The sequence below is a fragment of the Synechocystis sp. PCC 7339 genome (assembly GCF_019924095.1).
Lineage (GTDB): Bacteria > Cyanobacteriota > Cyanobacteriia > Cyanobacteriales > Microcystaceae > Synechocystis.
Window position 1 is genome coordinate 81790 of record NZ_CP063659.1, and the last position, 20841, is coordinate 102630.

Genomic DNA, 20841 nt, shown 5'->3' on the forward strand with positions numbered 1-20841 from the left:
CAATGGCTAGGCAACCCCTTTTTTCTCCGGTACAGAGGAAACTTTTTCTCCTAATTTTGGCTCTGTACCTTGTAGTATTCTTTCAATATTGTTGCGGTGACGAACGATCACATACATCCCGGCCAGCAGGGTAAAGGCAAGATAGGGCAGGGGTAATTGGAGAGCTAGTGCAATACCATTAACGGCGATCGCCGCCACAATGGAACTGAGAGAAACAATGCGGCTAAAGAAAATTACGGCCAAAAAGGTGGCCAAAGTGCCCAGGGCTAACCAAATATTGAGCATGAATAGCACCCCTAGGCTGGTGGCAACGGATTTCCCACCGGAAAACCTGAGAAAAATAGATTTGCTGTGCCCTAGCACCACCGCAATGGCCACCCCCAACGTTAGCCAATTTTGCCAATCCGCTGGCAAGGCCGGTAGCCAGTCGCGCTTGTAAATGGCCCGCACCAAGGCCACCGCCATCACTCCCTTACTAATATCAATGGCTAAAACGGCGATCGCCGCTGGTTTCCCAAGGGTGCGAAACACATTTGTGGCCCCGGTGGATTTGGAACCATGCTCCCGGATATCAATGCCTAATAACAATTTTCCCGCTAGGTAGCCGGTGGGGATGGACCCCATCAAATAGGTAATCAGAAACAAACACAAGCAGAGCAAAAGGGCGGTGGTCATGGCGGCGGCGAAAGGTAATCAGCATCAGCAAAGCTAACACCAATTATTTGCTGATCCGTGCCCAATGTCACCCAGTTTAAAAGTTTTGGTTAAGCTGGCCGGAACTCTGACCCCATGTATCGGCTGCCCATTTCGGTAAGATACGATACGGAGGATTCCGCATCACATAAACTATGGCTCGGCTTACTGCTCTATTTCGGACTTACGGGAAATATGCCTTTTTACCGGCGATCGCCTTTGGTTTGGCGGGGGGCATTGCCCTGGGGGTAACGGGGGTGATGAGTAAGTTATATCTAGGTTTGATGGGGATAGCGGTGATTTTTTTTCTCTTCTGGTGGACCTGGCTCTGGCAACGGTCCCAAGGTTTTCTCGGACGGCGATCGACCCAATCCAGCGCCAACGTCATTGCTTCCACCCTAGCGGTGCTGGTGATTTTAACCCTCATTAACTACATCGCCTTTCGCTATCCCTTCGCCTGGGATTTGACTGAAAATCAACGGTTTACCCTTGCTCCCCAAAGCCAAAGCCTAGTGGCAGAGCTAGAACAACCTCTGAAAGTCTGGATTTTCGATGATGCCCCCAGTGAACAGGATCGTAAGCTCCTGCAAAATTATCAACGTTTTAGCGATCAATTTAGTTTTGAATTTGTTCACCCCGATCGCCGTCCCAAGTTAGTGCAGGACTTTAATGTACAAAATAAGGGGGATGTATTTATTGAGTATGCCAATAAAAAGCAATTAGTACAAAACCTACTAAGCTTTCAACAACGGGAAGCCCTCTCAGAAATTCAACTCACCAACGCCATTGCCAAAGCCCAGCGGCAAGAAACACCACAAATTTACTTCGTCCAGGGCCATGGGGAATTGCCCCTCAATAACGAACCAGGGGGCGTTTCCGCCGCAGTGACAGCCCTGGAAAATCTTGGTGTGGCAGTCCAGCCTCTCAATGTAGTTACCGACGGGGGCATTCCAGTCGACGCTGATGCCGTGGTTATTGTTGGGCCAACTCGTAAGTTTTTACCGCCGGAAATTGCCGCTCTACAGCAGTACACCGATCAAGGGGGTAACCTGTTGGTGATGATCTCCCCGGAAGCCAATGTCGGCCTAGAAGACGTCCTTGAGCCCTGGGGTGTTAGTTTTGACCCCAGATTGGTAATTGACCTCTCTGGAGCTGGCAGTGTGTTTGGCCTTGACCCCACCGTGCCCATTTTTAATCGCTACGGCAACCATCCCATCACTGCAAAACTCCAAGGGGCGATCGCCATCTTTCCCCTGGTACGCCCCGTAGCCACGGAGGAAAAACCCCAGATCCAAGCCACCACCCTAGTGGAAGCATCGGATTTAATGTATGCCACCCAACTAATTAGTGAAGACCTGCAACCAAACCCGGAAACAGACTTGTTAGGACCCTTTGATGTGGCAGTAGCTTTGACCAGGGAAGGGAAAGAAGCCAGTTCAGCCAAGGAAATGGAGACAGACAATAATACTGAACCCGAAGAAATTAACCCCTCCCCTAGTCCCCCAGTTTCCCCCAGTCCTAGTCCCACCGCCAATGGCACCAATCAACCAGAGGCAATGCCAGAAAATGACGGCAATCAAGCTGGCGATCGGGAGGAATCACCGACCGGCGAAAACGAAGATAGTGGCAATGATCAGACCCAAACAGCCCAACAAAATGGCGACCCAGAGCTTCCCCCTGCCAAGATGGTGGTGGTGGGTAGTGCCGCCTTTGCCTCCAATGCGTGGTTTAACGAAGCTGTCAACGGCGATATTTTTCTCAACAGTGTGCAGTGGTTAGCGGAAAACGTCGACCAACCCCTTGGTTTGCGGGCCAAAGACCCCACCGATCGCCGTATTAATTTGGGGGTGCGGCGGGCTACGGTTTTAGGGTGGTTGACCTGGGTCGTTTTCCCCCTAATCGGCCTAGGGCTGGCAGTGTTTACCTGGTGGCGACAAAGGTGACTGTAACTAGCGCTCTTTTCCTCTATTCTATCTTCCCTTTTCTGATAAAAGAACGGTAAAACAAATCAAAATAGGGAAAATATAAGTCTCACCAAGACAGACAAAAACATCCATGGTGGGATAAAGAAAGGGGGTGGAAAAATATACTCAATAATATGAGATAAAAAATTCAGCCATTGTGCTACTTTAATTTGTTAAAGCCCTGGCTGACGATGATTTATAATCCTTAGCTATCGAAGAGTTTCTATTGTTTATTAACAAGCTTAAGAAGAGAATAATAGCCTTGTCAGACCAAGTATTTTGTCAAAATTATCTTCACTTTATCATCGAGATTAATAAAAAGGCGATATTTTTAGCAAAAAAATGGGCTAGGATATCAATCGTAAATCCTAGCCAAAGTCTTGTCTCAGTACACACAATGGTGAGAGAAATTCACTTGCCCAGTAAAACTAGGGGTGGAAAAGAAGATCGGGGTAAAAACGATTAAACTCGATCAAAATGCCAGCAGTGAAAGTCAACAAAGCCATAATCATGACCGGAGCTGTTGACAAAAAGGATTTCAAACCGTCCATAAATTGAGTCTCCAGAATTGGCAAAGATAAACAAAAAATAAGTTCAGAGTTAAAGGGGACTAGACATGGAGCAATAACACCAATCTTTCCCCTTCCATAACTAGCGAGGGGAGGTGGGGATTTCTGAATCCTTCATCACCAGTTTGCCAGAAGTATATTCTCCAGCAGCGGCCAGGGGCCAGAGGAATCCACCCAACATCTTTTTGATGGCTAGGGGGACATTGATGACCACTTCCTGCATTTCAGGATTTTTGCTTTCCCGAATTTCAATCAGGTAGGAACGACCAACCCAACCGATCCAGCCAGCAATGTAAAGGAACAAAATGCTAGGAATCAGAAAATCACCGGCATGGGTGAAACGACCGTCCACGATCAGGTGGGGATAGCCTTCGGGGCCACAGAGGGCGGAAGCATAACGTTCGGCCCGGATTTTGCCGGAGTTGGGGTCGTCGGTGGTGTTGAGGTAGTTCTGGGACTTAGCTTGGAAAGCGGGATTTTCGCTACAGGGGGTCAAATTGGCAAAATCGTCCGCCGAAGCGGTCGGGGCGAAATTAAACCAGAGTGTAAAGGCTAGGAGCAACGCCAACAAATGTTTCATAAAAATCGTTTCCTTGGTTAAACAAAAGACTAAAAAGGCGGCTATTGACAACTCCCTCACCCAGAGGCGTGGGATTCTTGCTTCCTTGGGTTTGTCTAGTTCCAGCTCATTTTTGTTCTGAAACCTTGGCCAGATTCCCCTCCACAAGCATCTACTTTAACGTCCACGATGTGCCCCACCGCAGACAAAACGGATCATAAACAAGCCAGTTGAGCAACCTGTTACCGTGATCCGGAGATCGTTAGCCGATAATAGGAAAGACAGGGCTAATAAACCGTCGTCTTTTGGATCAAACTCAAACTAGCAGAGAATGGCAATCATTTTAGCAATTGAAACAAGTTGTGATGAAACCGCGGTGGCAATTGTAAATAATCGTAACGTTTGCAGTAATGTGGTTTCTTCCCAGATACAAACCCATCAAGTTTTTGGGGGGGTGGTGCCGGAGGTGGCCTCCCGTCAGCATTTGCTTTTCATTAATGCCTGCCTCGACCAAGCTTTGCAAGGGGCTGGTTTGGGTTTGCCAGACATTGAGGCGATCGCCGTGACGGTGGCTCCGGGGTTGGCCGGGGCGTTGATGGTCGGGGTGACGGCGGCTAAAACGTTGGCCATGGTGCATCAAAAACCCTTTCTGGGGGTACATCATTTAGAAGGTCATATCTATGCCAGCTATCTCAGTCAGCCGGAGTTACAACCACCGTTTTTATGCCTATTGGTATCTGGGGGTCATACCAGTCTGATCCACGTTAAGGGTTGTGGCGATTATCGGCAATTGGGCACCACTCGGGACGATGCAGCAGGGGAAGCGTTTGACAAAGTGGCTCGTCTGTTGAATTTGGGTTATCCAGGGGGCCCGGCCATCGACCGGGCGGCTAAAAATGGTGATGCGGCCGCTTTTAAGTTACCCGAGGGGAAAATCTCCCTACCCCAGGGAGGATACCATCCCTATGACTCCAGTTTTAGCGGATTAAAAACTGCCATGTTGCGCCTCACTCAGGAACTAAAGCAAAGCCCAGAACCTTTCCCCGTGGATGATTTAGCGGCCAGTTTCCAAGATACGGTGGCCCGTTCCCTGACCAAAAAGACCATTCGTTGTGCTTTAGACCATGGCTTAACCACCATTACTGTGGGAGGGGGGGTGGCCGCCAACAGCCGCCTACGCTATCATCTCCAAACCGCCGCTGAGGAAAATCAATTACAGGTTTTTTTCCCACCTCTAAAATTTTGTACTGATAATGCCGCCATGATTGCCTGTGCCGCCGCTGACCATTTCCACAACGGCGATCGTTCTCCTTTGACTTTGGGTATTCAGTCCCGTCTATCGGTGGAGCAGGTCGGCCAGCTTTACACCTCTAATTAACCATTGCTCAGTGAACAATGGGGTTCTGTTTTAAAAAGCCTTTGGTTCCCCTAAGTTTCAGAGAAAACTAGATAAAAGATCCCCCATTGTTGGGGAGTCTAGAAGCCAAACTAAAACCTTGTCAACAGTCCCCCAAAAGACAAACGATGGCAGAGTCCGAGAAATTTTAACGAAACATCAAAAAAATATGATGCAAACCATGGAAACGGAAAATTGGCTAGAAATTGGTACTATTGTTGCGCCCCAGGGCATTCAGGGGGAAGTGCGGGTTTTATCCGCCTCAGATTTCCCCGCTAGATTTTTGACCAAGGGTCAGCGGTGGATTAGAAAAACAGCCCAGGAAACCCCCCAACCCCTCACGCTCAAAAAGGGCAAACAAATTCCTGGCAAAAACCTTTATATTCTTCGTTTCGCTGAAATTACCGACCGAAATCAGGCGGAAGCCTTGGTCAATTACCAACTATTGGTGCCCGCCACCGATCGCCTCCCGTTGGAGCCGGGGGAATTCCACATTACGGATTTACTAGGCTTAATTGTTTACGACCACGACAATGGCGATCGCCTGGGGATAGTGACGGATTTCTATAGCGCCGGCAACGATTTGTTGGGGGTAACTTTGGATAAAAGTCCAGACCAAGAAATGCTCATCCCTTTCGTTGAAGCCATTGTTCCCGTGGTGGAGCTCGCAGACCAACGCTTGGAAATTAAACCCATTCCGGGGCTATTGGATTGATCACAAACCGTTCCTTTGGGAGGGGCAAACATATTCAATTTTATTGATGCCCGGCCATTTACCAAATGCTAAAATGACGCCATTTGTACAAGTTGGGGTAAAGATGCGGATTTTGGTCACAGGGGGAGCAGGCTTCATTGGTTCCCATCTTATCGATCGCCTGATGGTCCAGGGCCACGAAGTTTTATGCCTGGATAACTTTTACACCGGCACTAAGCAGAACATTGTTAAATGGTTAGGCAACCCCAATTTTGAGCTCATTCGCCACGACGTTACCGAACCCATTCGCCTGGAAGTCGACCAGGTTTACCATCTAGCCTGCCCAGCCTCCCCCGTTCATTATCAATTTAATCCCGTTAAGACCATCAAAACCAATGTGATGGGAACTCTGTACATGCTGGGTTTGGCTAAACGGGTCGGGGCAAGGTTTTTATTGGCATCCACCTCCGAAGTGTATGGCGATCCCGATGTTCATCCCCAACCGGAAAGCTATCGGGGTAATGTTAATACAATTGGCCCGCGTGCTTGTTACGATGAAGGGAAGCGGGTAGCAGAAACCCTAGCTTTTGAATACTATCGAGAGCATAAAGTTGACATCAGAGTAGCAAGAATATTCAACACCTATGGACCACGTATGTTGGAAAACGATGGCCGAGTGGTGAGTAACTTTATTGTTCAAGCATTACAAGGTAAACCCCTCACAGTTTTTGGCGACGGCTCCCAAACCCGCAGTTTTTGTTACGTATCCGACTTGGTGGAAGGTCTAATGCGCCTAATGAATGGGGATTACATTGGCCCAGTTAATTTGGGTAATCCGGGGGAATATACCATTTTGCAACTGGCAGAAAAAATTCAGAGCGCGATTAATCCTGAGGCGGAGTTAATTTACCAACCCCTACCGGAGGATGACCCCAAACAGCGGCAACCGGATATTACTTTGGCAAAAAACTATTTGGATTGGCAACCGATCATCCCCCTAGATCAGGGCTTGACGATGACTATTGAAGATTTCAAATCTCGCCATCAAGGATGATTGATCACGATCGCCTCTTCAAGGAACTTTTAACAACTTTTTTGTAGAGTTCCTTTTTTAAAGAAACTATCGCTGAATTTTCCCCCCTGGAACAGGAGGACGTTATGCAGTTACAACCAGTTGGATGCTTCAGGGCATTGAACAAGGTATCGAACAGGGCATCGAACGTGGACAAAAATCTCTGCTACTCAAACAAATTAAGCATCGTTTTGGCGAATTGGATGAAAATAATCTGACGAGAATTGATAATCTAACTGTGCCCCAATTGGAACAGTTGGGAGAAGTGCTTTTGGACTGCTCTGATTTCGCAGAATTAGAACAATGGCTAGGGGCCCAAGCTGGAACACCTGAGCGAAAAATTTAGTGAATTTCCAGGGGTGGATGTTGCCATGGGGGTTGGCCAAGAATCAGGTTTCAGCTATCAGCTTCCAGTTCCAAACTGAGTTGATAAAGTTGCCGACGGGGCAGTTTAGTTTCCTCTGCCAATTGCCGACTGGCCTGGGAGCGAGTTAGCCCTTTCGCTATGAGACTTCTTAGTTCGTCCCGAAGATTTTCCTCCGAGAAGCTGGGCCTGTCGTCTGCTGGAGCCCCGGCAATTACCAAGCAAAATTCCCCTTTCGGTGTGTTTTCCGTGAAATAGGCGATCGCCGTTTGCAGATTCCCTCGCCAAAATTGCTCATGATATTTAGTTAATTCCCGAGCCACAGTTAAGTTCCGTTCTGCGCCTAAAACAGTCTGCAGATCGGTCAACGTGGTCAATAAACGGTGGGGCGCTTCGTAGAGGACAATAGTGCGCTGTTCCTGTACTAGATTCTGTAACAATTGCTGTCGAGACTGATTTTTCGTGGGTAAAAAACCTTCAAAAACAAAACGTTCCGTGGCTAAACCGGAACTAATTAAAGCCGCAATTAAAGCTGTTGCTCCGGGAATAGGTATCACCTCAATATTTGATTCTCCACAGGCCGCCACCAACTCCTGCCCTGGATCGGAAATGCCTGGAGTACCTGCATCACTCACCAAAGCAATGTTTTGTCCCTTTTGTAATTTGGCCAATAGCTCCTGGGTGCGGCCATGGCGATTATGGTCGTGGTAACTAATCTGGGGCGTGGTGATTTGGAAATGTTGTAATAACTTGCCCGTGTGCCTGGTATCTTCCGCCGCAATTAAATCAACCTCCTGCAGGATTTTGATCGCCCGAGGAGTCATATCGCCCAAATTGCCAATGGGAGTTGCCACCAGATAAAGAATGCCCATTAAAGCCCCAAGTTTTCCTGTTTTCTGGCCTTAAAAGAAGCCCTTAACCAAATGGTGCCGGAAATAAGGGAGGGAGCCAACACGAAGATAGTGCCGGTAATAATGGGATGTTGCCGGGCAGTTTCCGAGGAAAGCATCACTGCCAAAATGAAGGCGCAATAGAGAACCCCCAAAAGGGGGACTCCCATCACCAATAGGGCAAATTTCGTGTCCTTATCCATGGCCATAAGCGTAAAAGTCCTGAGAGGAAACTAGCAATAATGCCATTTTAAGAACTATTTCACCCCGCAATACTTAAAACATTCCTCTGTTTTCCTGGACTTGTACTAGTTTTGTCACCGAATCTAATAGGTTTCCCTGGTTAGCATCAAACCAATGGATGGCCGGATCCTTGCGGAACCAAGTGCGTTGACGTTTGGCAAATTGCCTGGTGTGGACAATGATGGACTCCGTCGCTTGGGGTAGGGATATTTGGCCTTGGAGATATTGTTTAATTTCGGCATAACCAAGGGTATGGAGCAGGGGTAATTTTTCCCCATATTGTTCTATTAAACGTTCGACTTCTTTCACTAAACCGGCCTCAACCATGGCATGGGTACGGTGGGCAATTCTCGGCTGGAGTTGCTCCGGTTCTAGCCCCAGGCCAATTTGTACAATGGGATAATTGGGGGGATTTTCCCCTTGGAGAACAGAAATGGGTTGCCCAGTGGTGTAGAAAACTTCCAAAGCCCTTAGGGTTCGCACCACATCAGGGGGTTCAATTTTGCTTTGGGCCATGGGGTCAACCTGACCCAACAGTTGATAACAAAAAGTTTGTCCCAAGTTAGCCAACTGTTCCCGTAGATCGGCCTGGGGTGGAACGGCGGGAATTTTTAACCCCCGAACGATCGCCTGAATGTATAAACCAGTGCCTCCCACCAGAAGAATGGGTTGGTTTAATGACGCAATTAACTCCTGGGCTTGCCGTTGATATTCCGCTAGGGTGAAATTTTCCGTTGGTTTACAAATGTCAATCAGGTAATGGGGCACCCGTTGGCAATCGCCAAGGCTGGGTTTAGCGGTGCCAATGTCTAATTCTTTGTAAATTTGCCTGGAATCGGCCCCCAAAATAACTGCGTTTAACCTCTGGGCTAAATCAAGGGCTAGTTGGGACTTGCCACTGGCGGTGGTGCCACAAATAACAATCAGAGGCGGAACTTTGGCCATGGGAAACTATCGGGCCAACAGGCGATCGAGATCCGGCACAGGCACCCATTGCTTTTCCCGATGGGCTTGGTGGGTCAAATCCATTAATAGTTGGGAGTAAACCCCATGGCGCAAAGATGGTGTAGGAATTTTTTTTTGGAAAATACTCTGTGCCCATTCATCCACCACCCGGACAACGGGGGCAAGGCGACCATCAGCAAATACCTTAGGAAAATCCAAACGCGTTGGTACCTTCAACTCCTGCATTGGTTCCCCGGCAGGATGGTGGAAAATTTTGAAACCATGGACGTAATCCTTGAGGTTGTCACTGCCCAACACCAAACTGCCTTTTTCGCCGTAAATCTCCAGCCAATGGCCCCGGCCACCATGGGCGACGGATGTGATATTTACTTGGCAGGGAACATCATTGTCCAAGGTTAAACTGATTAGCGCTGTATCCTCCGCTGTCACTGGCTTCAGACGGTTATTCTCCAATGGATCGGGGCGTTCGGCGATCGCCACACTCAAATTAGCGGCTAAACTCCTAGCCGGGCCAAAGAACCAATGGAGATAATCGAACGTGTGGGAGGCCAAAGAACCAAGGGCACCGCCACCTTTTTCCTGTTGGGCGTACCAATTCCAAGCTCGTTCAGTATTGGCCCGACTGCCCACCAGCCAATCCACTTTAATTAACCTTAGTTTGCCCAAAATTTCCCGTTCTAAAAGTTCCGCCACATATTGCCAAGCGGGCACAAAACGAAACTCAAAATCCGGCATCACCGTCACGCCCCGTTGCTGGGCGAGATGATATAACTCAATGGTTTCCCTCACCTGCAGAGTCATGGGTTTTTCCAATAACACATGCTTGCCCGCCAAAATTGCTTGCCTAGCCATCTCAAAGTGAAGAAAGGGCGGACTGGCCACGGTTACAGCTTTAATATCTCCATTAGCCAGTAACTCAGACAAATTATCGTAGCTATGGGGTAAACCGTGGGATTTAGCCACTCCCCTAGCCTTAGCCAAATCCCGATGGTAAATGGCGATCGCCTGGGTTTGGGCATGGTATTGCAGAGCCGGCAAATGGACAGCCTGGCCAAAACCCGTACCCAGGACGGCCACCGACAAAATTGGAGAGCTAGACATAAAACATGGTCAGGAAGACGAAAAAGTGACCCTAGGCCACTTCCCTACTGTACCAACTACTTGGCAGCGGCCAAATCCGATTTATCCTTTTCAATTACAGACTTTAAACGGGAAACGGCGGTGGAACGGGAATCTTCCCCAGCCCGACGGTAGAAATATAATGCTGGTGCAACGCCCAACAAAAAGCCGAGGAAAATGGGGGGATAAATATGGGCTCCAATACTCATCACCATGGCGAATCCGAAATTGCCTAGGTACATGGCCAGGGGGAGGGAGTAGTCAGCTTCGGGAATTTCAACTTTACTAACTCGCCAAATAATGGTCGCCACGATCATAAATATGGCCCCGGTGCAGAACCAACCGGCGAAGTTTTGATAGGGCATACCGAAAAATCCTCCCGGCACATCCCACACCCAAAAGGGCATAGTGGTTTGGCTCATGGCGGGGTCTAAAACAAAGTCCCAGGACATTAACAAAGTTGCCCCCACGGCGATCGCCGTCAACTCCTGGCCAAAACGGGGCAAATTACTGTGACGCAGTCCTGCCCTTACCAGGAGGTAGGAGCAAAATCCTAGATAAAACCAGGAAAGGGGAATGGTGAAGGGAACTAGACCAGCAATTTTGTAGCCTAAGCCCGATAGGTAGCGGTAGTAACCAAAGGGAAAACCGGTGCTAGTCCCCAACAGTTCGGCGGACACGGAAATGCCCAAGGCGGGAATCAAAAATCCGAGGGTAGGCAACAACCCCAAGGTGCGGAAGGCATAAACAGCCACAGCGGCAAAGCCCAGGATCATGTAAGCCACGCCACCACCAGCCATGGACCACTGGAAAGCTGTCTGGCCAATGGGAGGTAACTGGGCCACAAATTCTGGGTGGGGTAACACCAGCAATAGTCCGGCCAGACCAAAACCCATGGAGGCAATGTGCCCAATTAGTAACAGCCGCTCAATCCGCATTAGTTTTTCCATTCAGTCCCTACCGCTAAAACTACATTCAAATTCTAAGTCATTATAGTTTACAAATCTTTACTACCAGCGGTGGATTGCTGGCTCGGGATGACAACCTAATTCCCAGTCGTTATTTACGAGTTGCAGGGGAAACGGTGGGCCAACCACTTTTGAGGGGAGTGCCAGGGGTTTGGTTGAATTCATCCAGAGCTGGATTGGGCAATTGCCCTGGGGCGAGGGATTTTTGACTTTCTAACCAGGCTTGGTAATCGGACACAGATTGCACCACTACGGGAGCTGTCATCACGGCGAAGTAGGTGCCGCTAAATTGGGAGTCGTGGAGTTTATATTCCCCCAGGCGATTGGGGGTAAAACTAAATTCGATTTCCCGGTTGGGCACAATGTCCTGCTTAATACGGAAATTAGGCACGTAAAACCCGTGGAGCACGTCCGCTGAAGTCATGTTCAACGTTACCCGGCGATCGAGGGGCAAATGTAATTCATGGCTAGTCACCCCCGCATCACGATAGGTAAAAGTCCACAGCCATTGTTTCACTTCTACTCCAATTTTTTCGGGGTTGATATTGCTCCCCTGGGCCATGGCCAATTCCGCAGGAGGGCCGGCGGCGATCGCCTTTTTCCCTAGCAATTGAGGCACTTCTACCACAGGTAAGGGGCCGAGCACATTCATCCGTTGGTAGATGACGTAGCTGTACCAAGCAATCCAGGCCACCAAAATAATCGGCACCACTGTCCAAAAAATTTCCAAACGGGCATTACCCCGAATAGGTGCCCCCTGGGGATTTTGCAGACTGAATCGATGGAAAATAATGGAGTAGGCCATGGCCCCCGCTACTCCCAGAAAGACCACGCTACCAAGGCTAACCAAAAAACTAAATAAATCCCCCACAGGTTGTGCTTCCTGGGCGGCAGCAGGGGGTAACCATTGGTAAGCCCGTTGCCCCAGCCACAGACTAATTCCCAGGGTAAAAGCAACGTAAACTGCCAATAGGATGAGATTTTTGCGACTCATAGTTAATCACTCTGGTTAGCCGTGGTCTAATGGGAAAGCTAGATTAGCTCAGTCTGCCGGGGGCAGGCATTTGGTTACCGTGGAAACATTGAAGCCGGGTTTTGGTTTAGCCCTGGATAATGACAAGCAACAACCTTGGTTAGGCCTAATGATAGGCAACTCCCGTTTGCACTGGGCATATTGTAGCGGCAATACTCCCCTGCAAACCTGGGTTACAGATTACAGCCTCACTTTGGATCAGTTGCCGGTTTTGTTGAAGGAAGTGCCCTTTGTATTGGCGTCGGTAGTGCCGGAACAAACCAAAGTTTGGCAAGCATATCAACCCAGAATATTGACCCTAAAGGATATTCCCCTAGGTAATATTTACCCCAGCTTTGGCATTGACCGGGCTTTAGCTGGCTTGGGGGCGGGGCTGGTCTACGGTTTTCCCTGTTTAGTCATCGATGGGGGCACTGCCTTGACCATTACTGGTTTTGACCAAGATAAAAAATTGGTGGGAGGAGCGATTCTGCCCGGTTTGGGATTGCAATTACAAATCCTTGGTGATCGTCTGGCGGCCCTACCCAAGTTAGAGTTAGGCTCATTAACCCAGTTGTATCAGTTACCTGACCGTTGGGCTTTGGATACCCCCAGCGCCGTTTTTAGCGGTGTTACCTATGGAATGTTGGGGGCATTGCAAGGTTATCTTCAGGCTTGGCAAGCACAATTTCCTGGTGCCGCCATGATTATGACCGGAGGAGATGGCAAGATACTGCATGTTCTATTGGGGCAGCATTCCCCTAATCTTGCGGTGGCCCTGAATGACAATTTAATTTTTTTAGGTATGGCGGCCATACAACACGGTGATCGCCCCATCTGTTAGGGTTAGGGGTCGGCATTGTTCTAGCGACGGAAATTGGATCGGGGTGAATGTTGGCCAATGGCAGGAAATTTTGTCCTGGTTTTGTTTATTGCCCATAGCCGGCGGGATTGTGTATAACCTGCTGACGGTGGTTACCACCAAGATTTTTCTGGAAAGATCCCTGCCCAAGCAAGATTTCCAACCTGGGGTATCGGTGTTGAAGCCAGTGCGGGGTTTGGAAAAAAACCTAGAAGTTAATTTACGCACCATTGCCCAGCAGAATTATCCGGCCTATGAAGTGATTTACTGTGTGCAAGATCCAGAGGATCCGGCCCTGGCCGTAGTCAAAAAGTTGCAAGCAGAGTTGAGGCCAGAAAAAATCATTGTGGCGGTGGATCAGGTCGAACAGGGGGCCAACGGTAAAGTCAATAATCTCCTGGGGGGATTAAAACAGGCTAAATATGACATTTTGGTGATTAGCGACAGTGACACCCATTTGCGCCCCGATTACCTGGCAACCATAGTCAGTCCCCTGGCCGATCCCCTAGTGGGTTGTGTAACTACTCCCTTTAAGTTGACCCAAGCCCAAACCTGGTACGAAGCTTTAGAACTGCTAACCATCAACGCTGACTTTATACCCAGTGTTCTTTTTGCAGAAGTAACCGGAGCCTCCAAAGCTTGTTTAGGCCCTTCCATTGCCATTCGGCGATCGACTCTGGTCCAATTGGGGGGACTAACCGCCTTGGCGGACTATTTGGTGGAAGACTTTGAACTAGGCAAAAGAGTTTGGACCAGTGGCCTAAAAATGGTGTTATTGCCCTATGTGATTGACGCGGTGGTGGATTTAGAACAATGGCAAAGTTGGTGGAGCCATCAGATTTATTGGGATCAAAATACCTATCTAGCCCGTCCCGCCCCGTTTTTAGCCACTGTCATCATCCGTGCCGTGCCCTTTGCCCTTGTATTAAGCCTTTGTCGCTGGTCTGAGCCCTGGGCTTGGTTAATTTTGCTCATAACCCTAGTCATCCGTTATGGGACGGCGGCCATGGTTGCCCAGGAGTTGGGGGATGGGCCGACCCTCCGCTATTTGCCGTTATTGCCGCTGAGGGATTGCTGTGGCTTAATTTTTTGGGCCCTATCCTTTTCCCAACGGCAAGTGCTATGGCGCGGGGTGCCCTATCGTCTCACCAAGGGGGGCAAAATGGTGCTGACTTCCCCTAACCCTAAAAATTAAAGCGGGATGATTTGAGTCGATGTTGGCTAGCATTAGTCTTTGTGTATTGGCTAACCGAGGGGTTTCCCTTGGGATCAATTACTCCAGTGGCCGTTTTCCAAAGGCTACGGGGAGCGGGGGTAACAATGTAAATATTGGCTTCCTTGCTGACATAGTACCATTGCTTGCTTTGGCATTCCGGACACCAAAACTCCTCTAGCCATTCTCCGGTGAGGCTAACAGTGGGGCGATCGCCGAGGACAAGACTGGCTTTTTTATGGGTGTAGCCCCGGCTCCGTAGTTGGACAATTTGATCGGCGTAGAGTCCATGTTTTTGGCTGACGCTATCTAGGTAACAACCGTGGATAGGGCAATGGATGGGGCGGCGTTTAGACCTTTTCCGGTTGCGGGAACGTTTAGGGTGTCTAGTCGGGAGAAAAGTGATATTGGAAGAAAATTCTGAAGAACCCATAAATATATGACTGCTTAAAAAATAGGGCGTCGATCAGAGCGGCAATTTACCTCTCTCGTTCAGCTGAACTGTATCACAATCACCGCGATTTCGACCTTGTTGATCCGGAATAAGTTCAAGAATCATCGTTGCAGAACGTCAAATATGGCGTGGATTGTCAGATATGGGAACTTTTGGCACTTCCGTCCCAATCTATAGGCCCAGCTTACTCACCCTGCCCTGGGCGATTTGTAAACCGAATGTTACAAATTGACTTATCCGGTATAGGATGTTAAGCATATTTGCCTAGACAATTGGTTTTGACAGTGCTTGCTGAACAATCCCATCGGATGCTAAAAACACATTGGTTAATAAACATAATTTGTTGATCTTGTCTGGGTTGTCCTGGGATGGACGTTGGTGGGGTGTGGGCAACCATAAGTTGACAATTCCCCTGACAACGAAACCAAAGGACTGGTGTTAACTTTTGTCCCCTTTTGTTGGAGGTTGTGAAAACCCGTGCTCCAAGTTGCTACCCCTACCGCTACCGAAGAAACCCAGACGGTCATTGAAATTGAAGGTCGGGCCTCCCTACGGGGGGAAGTCCGCATTAGTGGGGCCAAAAATTCTGCTTTGGCCATCATGGCCGGCACCATTCTTTGTTCCGATGATTGTCGCCTTAGTAATCTGCCTGCCCTAGCCGACATTGACAAAATGTGCCAAATTTTGGCTGCCATTGGGGTCAAGCTGAAACGGGATGGCGATCGCCTGGTGGTGGATGCCCGTCAGGTGGGCCATGGCCCTGCCCCCTATGAGTTAGTCTCCCAATTGCGGGCTAGCTTCTTCGTCATTGGGCCTTTACTGTCTCGTTTAGGCATGACAAAAGTACCCCTGCCTGGGGGATGCGCCATTGGTACCCGGCCCGTTGATCTCCATGTGCGGGGTTTACAAGCCATGGGCGCCGATGTCCACATTGAACACGGGGTAGTCAATGCCAGCATCAAGGGCAATGGCCGTCGTTTGACCGGGGCTAAAATTTACTTGGATTATCCCAGTGTGGGGGCCACGGAAACCATATTGATGGCTGCCACCCTAGCGGAAGGGGAAACGGTCATTGATAACGCCGCCCGGGAACCGGAAATTGTTGACTTAGCTAACTTTTGCCGTTCCATGGGAGCCCAAATCCGAGGGGATGGCTCCAGTCGCATTATTATCAACGGGGTGGAAAAACTCCACAGTACCGACTTCCCCATTATTCCTGATCGCATTGAGGCGGCCACGTTTCTCTGTGCCGGGGCCATCACCCATTCCGAAATTAGCCTTTTCCCTGTGGTGCCAGATCACCTGGCCTCCGCCATTGCCAAGTTGCGGGAAATTGGCCCAGAAGTGGCGATCGATGCCCCTGATAGGGTGCGTTTGATTCCCCGGGATCTGCGGGGCACAGATATTGAAACCCTTCCTTACCCTGGTTTTCCCACCGATATGCAGGCCCAGTTCATGGCCCTGTTAGCGATAAGTGAAGGTAACAGTGTGGTCACGGAAACTGTATTTGAAAACCGTCTCCAACATGTGGCGGAGTTACAACGTATGGGGGCTAATATCAAGCTCAAAGGCAATGCGGCCTTTATTCAAGGGGCGCCCTTCCTGTCCGGCGCGCCGGTTATGTCCACCGATTTGCGAGCTTCCGCCGCGTTGGTAATTGCCGGGTTGGCCGCCGAAGGTAAAACCATTGTCCAAGGTCTGCGCCATTTGGATCGGGGTTACGAAGATATTGAAGGCAAATTGCGTAAGCTGGGGGCTAAGTTAACCAGGATTGAACAGCCCGTCAGTCTTTAAAGATTCTGTTGATTTGATGGGGGGACTAATGGGCGATCGTCTGTTAGTCCTTTTTGCTGATTGTTTGTCAGAGCATTGCCACTAGAAAAACATTTGCAAATTTCGCCATGGTAAATTCCCACCGTCTTGAAACCGATAGCATGGGTCTCTTAGAAGTGCCGGCCGATCGCCTATGGGGGGCCCAAACCCAACGCTCCCTGATGTTTTTTGGCATTGGGAGTGACGTGATGCCACCGGATTTAATTCGGGCCTTTGCCGTGCTGAAAAAAGCGGCCGCGATTACCAACCGGGATCTGGGTAAATTGCCAGGGGACAAGGCAGAGTTAATTATTCAGGCGGCGGATGAAATTATGGCCGGGCAGTGGTTAGACCATTTTCCTTTACGGATTTGGCAGACCGGCAGTGGCACCCAAACCAATATGAACGTTAATGAAGTGATTGCCAATCGGGCGATCGCCATGGTGGGGGGAGAATTGGGTAGTAAAAATCCTATCCATCCCAATGACCATGTCAATATGTCCCAGTCCTCCAACGACACTTTTCCCACGGCGATGCACATTGCGGCAGTGGAAGGTCTGCAAAGTAAATTAATTCCCAGTTTGCAAGCTCTGCGGGATAGTCTCCAAGAAAAAGGGAATAGTTTTGCTAGTATCATCAAAATCGGCCGTACCCATCTGATGGATGCAGTGCCCCTAACTTTAGGGCAGGAATTTTCCGGTTATGTAGCCCAGTTAGACCAGGGGTTAACCCAGCTTAATCATTGCTTACCAGGATTGTTAGAACTGGCCCTGGGGGGAACGGCGGTGGGCACCGGCTTAAATAGCCATCCCCAATTTGCCGAAAAAGTAGCCCAGGAAATTGCCCAGTTAACCGGCTATCCTTTCGTTTCTGCCCCCAACAAGTTTGCCGCCCTGGCCGGCCACGAGGCGATCGCCTTTGCCAGTGGCGTGCTGAAAAGTATTGCCACTTCCCTAATGAAAATCGCCAATGACCTACGCTGGATGGGGTCTGGCCCCCGCTGTGGCCTAGGGGAATTGGTGCTCCCAGCCAATGAACCGGGTTCTTCCATCATGCCGGGGAAAGTAAATCCGACCCAATGTGAAGCCCTGACCATGGTCTGTGTGCAGGTAATGGGCAACGATGCCACCATCGGCTTTGCCGCCAGCCAAGGCAACTTTGAACTGAATGTCTTTAAACCTGTCATCATCCACAACTTTCTCCAATCCATCCATTTGCTCAGTGATAGCTGTGTCAGTTTCCGGCAAAATTTGGTAACAGGATTGGAAGTAAACGAAGGCAAAGTCAAAGAATTTTTAGACAACTCCTTAATGCTAGTCACCGCCCTCAATCCCCACATCGGTTACGACAATGCTGCCCAAGTAGCCAAAACCGCTTTTAGTGAAGGCATTACCCTCAAACAAGCGGCGGTGCATTTGGGTCTATTAACTCCAGAACAGTTCGACGCTTGGGTAATTCCGGAGCAGATGATTGCCCCGATCGCCGATGAGCCCATTCATCCAACTCAAAATTTCCTGAAGCTTTAAACTGTCATGGGGCAGCTCTGGATTTTCATGCTGGCGATCGATGATAAATTACTGGGGTGTTTGACAACATCTGTAAATACCTCGCCGAAACCTTTTCCCAGAACCATGCCACCTGGCTTCTCGGAAAACCCGTTACCCTCACAGCCCTCAGTCCCAAGGAATTATCATTGGAACCCATCCGGGCCGACGCCTTAACAAAAATATGGCACGGGAATTCCCCTCCCTAAAGGAAGGGGATGTACCGAGAGCCTTAATTCCTTGCTAGTCTTGTGCTGCCGATAATCGGTAAGTCATTTTACGGTAATACTTAGAGCAACTAGGTTTCGCATTTATCCGACAGCAAAGCAGGAGCTACATTTCAGACGTAGCTTTGGGTGCTGTCGTTTTGCGTATAATTTTGCTCTAAACCTTGTCAATGAGACTTACAAGGAAACGGGGAAAGGATTGGGACGATTTGCAATCCAAAAGGCAATCACCGAACTCAAAAAAGAAGACGAATGGATGAGTGAGCCGTACTCGCAATGTTTGCAAGTGGTGGCGTTGAGCTTGTCCAGAACATTTATTAACTTTTTTGAAAGACGTGGGGACTATCCCCGGTTCAAGTCTAAGAGCCTGTTTGGAAAGTTGAGTTTTGGCTGTCTAATCCCCCCTAGCCCCCCTTGGGAAGGAGGGAAATGTCACAAAAGCCCCCCTTTTTAAGCCGGAGCTTTAGTGAGGAGATTTAGGGGGATAAATACCTAGCTTTGTACTTTTCAAACACTTTCTAAGCATTGGCGGCAATCCATTAGCTACCCCCAAAATGTCAAGGTTGTTGATAATGGCATCAAATTCCCAAAAATAGGAAAAGTTGATGTTGTTATTCACCGGGATATAGAAGAGGCAGTGAAGACTGTTACTGTTTCCATGAATGCCAAGGGACAATACTTTGCCTCTCTCTTAGTGGATGATGGTAACGGAATTCGCAATCAATCCGTGGACGGTAAAGCGGTCGGAATTGACCTAGGGCTAACTCATTTTGTCATTACCAGTGATAGCTCCAAGTTCAATAATCCCCGCTGGTTGAGCAAGCATGAGCGCAACCTGAAGCAAAAACAGAAACGGTTATCCCGCCGCAAAAAAGTTTCCAATAACCAGAATAAAGCTAGGCTACAGGTAGCGACTGTTCACGATAAAATTGCCCGTTGCCGGGAAGACTTTCACCATAAGCTATCACGCAGGATAGTAGACGAAAACCAAGTCATCGTGGTGGAAAATCTAGCTGTACGGAACATGATGCAAAACCACTATCTTGTCCAGTCCATTGGACAAGTGGGATGGGGTGAATTTTGCACCATGTTGAAATACAAGTCGGAGTGGGAAGGAAAGGTCTATGTTGAAGTGGATCGTTTCTTCCCATCTTCTAAAACCTGTAACGTTTGCCTAAACAGGGTTGCCAGCCTTCTCCTGGATATTAGGTTCAAATGCGGTACTAAACATGACCGTGATATAAATGCCGCACTCAACATCCGAGACGAAGGACTGCGTATTTTGACCTCTGGAACGGGGGATTCCGCCTATTGTCTAGCTGTAAGACAAGGTAGTAAAGGACGCAAGTCTTATACCACTTTGCAGGCTACTGGATAGGAAGCTCCCTCCTTTAGGGCGGAGTAGTTCACAATGCTCCTCGGTTCGCCCACAAGTTTCGGGGGTGACTAGAATAAACTCCCCCAGCATTGCGGTTGCTTTAGTGGGTCGATCAAGGAGGCAAACTGCAACTTTGCCAACAGGCTCTTAAGTTGGGCTAACCGGGCCCGCCATGCTCAAACACATTGCCATACATACCTAAATCCAGTGTTACCATCACCGGCAAACACTCAAAACACCGTTGGGCTAACCTTAAACGATCCTCTCTAGCGAGCATTGCTTCTAACTTGTGCCGTAGGGGAATCAAATAACGCACATCATTGGCGGCATAGGCTAATTGATCCTTACTCAAATTGGCAGCGTTGCCCCAATCAGAACATTGGGAAGATTTATCCAATTCCACTCCCACCAACTCCTGCACCAGCGTCTTGAGTCCATGGTGGGAAGTGTAGGTGCGGGCGATTTTACTGGCAATTTTACTACAAAAAATTGGATAGGTTTTAATGTCAAAGGTGTGTTTCAGTTGGGCCGTGTCAAAACGAGCAAAATGGAAGATTTTTGTTATGGCTGGGTCTTGCATCAGCCGGGCCAAGTTGGGAGCTTCCTCCTGGCCCTTGGCAATGCGTAAAGCCGTTACATTACCCTCTGGATCACAAATTTGCACCAAGCAGAGGCGATCTCGATGGGGATTTAAGCCCATGGTTTCCGTATCCACCGCAACTTCTTTGCAAGACAAAAGCTGCTGGCAAACGTCTTCGGGTAAATCGTAATCAAAAACTTGGAACTGATTCAAAATATCGGCAGAGGGCATGGTTAGCAACCAAAATCAATGAAGGAATAGT

Annotated in this window: 22 protein-coding genes and 1 pseudogene; 12 read left to right on the plus strand and 11 right to left on the minus strand. The window is 49.0% G+C overall.

All coding sequences use genetic code 11. The features are described from left to right. Positions 1-6: 6 nt before the first annotated feature. Positions 7-675, minus strand: coding sequence for a glycerol-3-phosphate 1-O-acyltransferase PlsY (plsY, locus tag IQE94_RS00425; protein ID WP_212721548.1), 669 nt, complete (start codon positions 673-675; stop codon positions 7-9). Positions 676-848: 173 nt separating this feature from the next. Here plsY and IQE94_RS00430 point away from each other — a divergent pair, with 173 nt between their 5' ends. Next, a complete protein-coding gene (locus IQE94_RS00430) occupies positions 849-2636 on the plus strand; it encodes a GldG family protein (RefSeq protein WP_223342468.1) in 1788 nt (595 codons plus the stop codon). Positions 2637-3085: 449 nt separating this feature from the next. On the opposite strand, the gene psaJ is transcribed toward IQE94_RS00430, so the two are convergent. Then, a complete protein-coding gene (gene psaJ, locus IQE94_RS00435; RefSeq protein ID WP_010872732.1) occupies positions 3086-3208 on the minus strand; it encodes a photosystem I reaction center subunit IX in 123 nt (40 codons plus the stop codon). A 100-nt stretch (positions 3209-3308) separates the two neighbouring features. Then, positions 3309-3806 (minus strand): Photosystem I reaction center subunit III, encoded by a 498-nt coding sequence (locus tag IQE94_RS00440; RefSeq protein WP_190597904.1) that lies wholly within the window; start codon positions 3804-3806, stop codon positions 3309-3311. Between the two features lie 310 nt (positions 3807-4116). Between IQE94_RS00440 and tsaD the strand changes: the two genes are divergently transcribed. From tsaD to IQE94_RS00460, 4 genes are all read left to right on the plus strand, one after another. Beyond that, on the plus strand, positions 4117-5163 hold the full coding sequence (gene tsaD, locus IQE94_RS00445; RefSeq protein WP_223342469.1) for a tRNA (adenosine(37)-N6)-threonylcarbamoyltransferase complex transferase subunit TsaD: 1047 nt from the start codon (positions 4117-4119) through the stop codon (positions 5161-5163). Positions 5164-5350: 187 nt separating this feature from the next. Then, positions 5351-5896 carry a ribosome maturation factor RimM gene (gene rimM, locus IQE94_RS00450; RefSeq protein WP_212721559.1) on the plus strand — a complete coding sequence of 182 codons (546 nt, stop codon included), beginning with the start codon at positions 5351-5353 and terminating at the stop codon, positions 5894-5896. 103 nt (positions 5897-5999) lie between these two features. After that, the gene (locus tag IQE94_RS00455; protein ID WP_212722097.1) at positions 6000-6929 is read left to right on the plus strand and encodes a UDP-glucuronic acid decarboxylase family protein; all 930 of its coding nucleotides are present in this window, start codon (positions 6000-6002) and stop codon (positions 6927-6929) included. Between the two features lie 124 nt (positions 6930-7053). After that, entirely contained in the window at positions 7054-7293 is a 240-nt protein-coding gene (locus tag IQE94_RS00460; protein WP_223342470.1) for a DUF4351 domain-containing protein, read from the plus strand. 50 nt (positions 7294-7343) lie between these two features. Here IQE94_RS00460 and rsmI read toward each other — a convergent pair whose 3' ends face one another. The 6 genes from rsmI to IQE94_RS00490 all read right to left on the minus strand — a co-directional run bounded on the left by rsmI (position 7344) and on the right by IQE94_RS00490 (position 12491). Further along, positions 7344-8183, minus strand: a complete 840-nt coding sequence (gene rsmI, locus IQE94_RS00465; RefSeq protein ID WP_223342471.1) for a 16S rRNA (cytidine(1402)-2'-O)-methyltransferase — start codon at positions 8181-8183, stop codon at positions 7344-7346. Next, on the minus strand, positions 8183-8404 hold the full coding sequence (locus IQE94_RS00470) for a hypothetical protein (RefSeq protein ID WP_223342472.1): 222 nt from the start codon (positions 8402-8404) through the stop codon (positions 8183-8185). The genes rsmI and IQE94_RS00470 overlap by 1 nt, the downstream gene beginning before the upstream one ends. Positions 8405-8477: 73 nt before the next feature. Continuing rightward, positions 8478-9389, minus strand: coding sequence for a tRNA (adenosine(37)-N6)-dimethylallyltransferase MiaA (gene miaA, locus IQE94_RS00475; protein WP_223342473.1), 912 nt, complete (start codon positions 9387-9389; stop codon positions 8478-8480). A 6-nt stretch (positions 9390-9395) separates the two neighbouring features. Further along, a complete protein-coding gene (locus tag IQE94_RS00480; protein ID WP_223342474.1) occupies positions 9396-10511 on the minus strand; it encodes a Gfo/Idh/MocA family protein in 1116 nt (371 codons plus the stop codon). A 56-nt stretch (positions 10512-10567) separates the two neighbouring features. Beyond that, entirely contained in the window at positions 10568-11479 is a 912-nt protein-coding gene (cruF, locus tag IQE94_RS00485; protein WP_223342475.1) for a gamma-carotene 1'-hydroxylase CruF, read from the minus strand. A gap of 109 nt (positions 11480-11588) precedes the next feature. After that, positions 11589-12491 carry a cytochrome c oxidase subunit II gene (locus IQE94_RS00490; RefSeq protein ID WP_223342476.1) on the minus strand — a complete coding sequence of 301 codons (903 nt, stop codon included), beginning with the start codon at positions 12489-12491 and terminating at the stop codon, positions 11589-11591. A gap of 79 nt (positions 12492-12570) precedes the next feature. Between IQE94_RS00490 and IQE94_RS00495 the strand changes: the two genes are divergently transcribed. Both IQE94_RS00495 and hpnI read left to right on the plus strand, forming a co-directional pair. Beyond that, complete coding sequence (locus IQE94_RS00495) at positions 12571-13353, plus strand: pantothenate kinase (RefSeq protein WP_223342477.1); 783 nt, start codon at positions 12571-12573, stop codon at positions 13351-13353. A gap of 43 nt (positions 13354-13396) precedes the next feature. Next, on the plus strand, positions 13397-14566 hold the full coding sequence (gene hpnI, locus IQE94_RS00500; protein WP_223342478.1) for a bacteriohopanetetrol glucosamine biosynthesis glycosyltransferase HpnI: 1170 nt from the start codon (positions 13397-13399) through the stop codon (positions 14564-14566). Here the strand turns inward: hpnI and IQE94_RS00505 are convergent. After that, on the minus strand, positions 14556-15017 hold the full coding sequence (locus tag IQE94_RS00505) for a hypothetical protein (RefSeq protein ID WP_223342479.1): 462 nt from the start codon (positions 15015-15017) through the stop codon (positions 14556-14558). The genes hpnI and IQE94_RS00505 overlap by 11 nt on opposite strands. Positions 15018-15515: 498 nt before the next feature. Between IQE94_RS00505 and murA the strand changes: the two genes are divergently transcribed. The 5 genes and pseudogenes from murA (at position 15516) to IQE94_RS00530 (ending at position 19999) form a co-directional block, all read left to right on the plus strand. Continuing rightward, positions 15516-16832 carry a UDP-N-acetylglucosamine 1-carboxyvinyltransferase gene (gene murA / locus IQE94_RS00510; RefSeq protein WP_212721577.1) on the plus strand — a complete coding sequence of 439 codons (1317 nt, stop codon included), beginning with the start codon at positions 15516-15518 and terminating at the stop codon, positions 16830-16832. Positions 16833-16939: 107 nt separating this feature from the next. After that, positions 16940-18376, plus strand: coding sequence for a class II fumarate hydratase (gene fumC, locus IQE94_RS00515; RefSeq protein WP_212721579.1), 1437 nt, complete (start codon positions 16940-16942; stop codon positions 18374-18376). Between the two features lie 56 nt (positions 18377-18432). Next, positions 18433-18570, plus strand: a pseudogene (locus IQE94_RS00520) (flagellar assembly protein H); the annotation flags it as partial. Positions 18571-18679: 109 nt separating this feature from the next. After that, complete coding sequence (locus IQE94_RS00525) at positions 18680-19075, plus strand: helix-turn-helix domain-containing protein (RefSeq protein ID WP_223343181.1); 396 nt, start codon at positions 18680-18682, stop codon at positions 19073-19075. An 84-nt stretch (positions 19076-19159) separates the two neighbouring features. Continuing rightward, the gene (locus IQE94_RS00530; RefSeq protein WP_255611392.1) at positions 19160-19999 is read left to right on the plus strand and encodes a transposase; all 840 of its coding nucleotides are present in this window, start codon (positions 19160-19162) and stop codon (positions 19997-19999) included. Positions 20000-20156: 157 nt separating this feature from the next. On the opposite strand, the gene IQE94_RS00535 is transcribed toward IQE94_RS00530, so the two are convergent. Then, entirely contained in the window at positions 20157-20810 is a 654-nt protein-coding gene (locus IQE94_RS00535; RefSeq protein WP_212721583.1) for a ribonuclease D, read from the minus strand. Between the last annotated feature and the right edge of the window lie 31 nt (positions 20811-20841).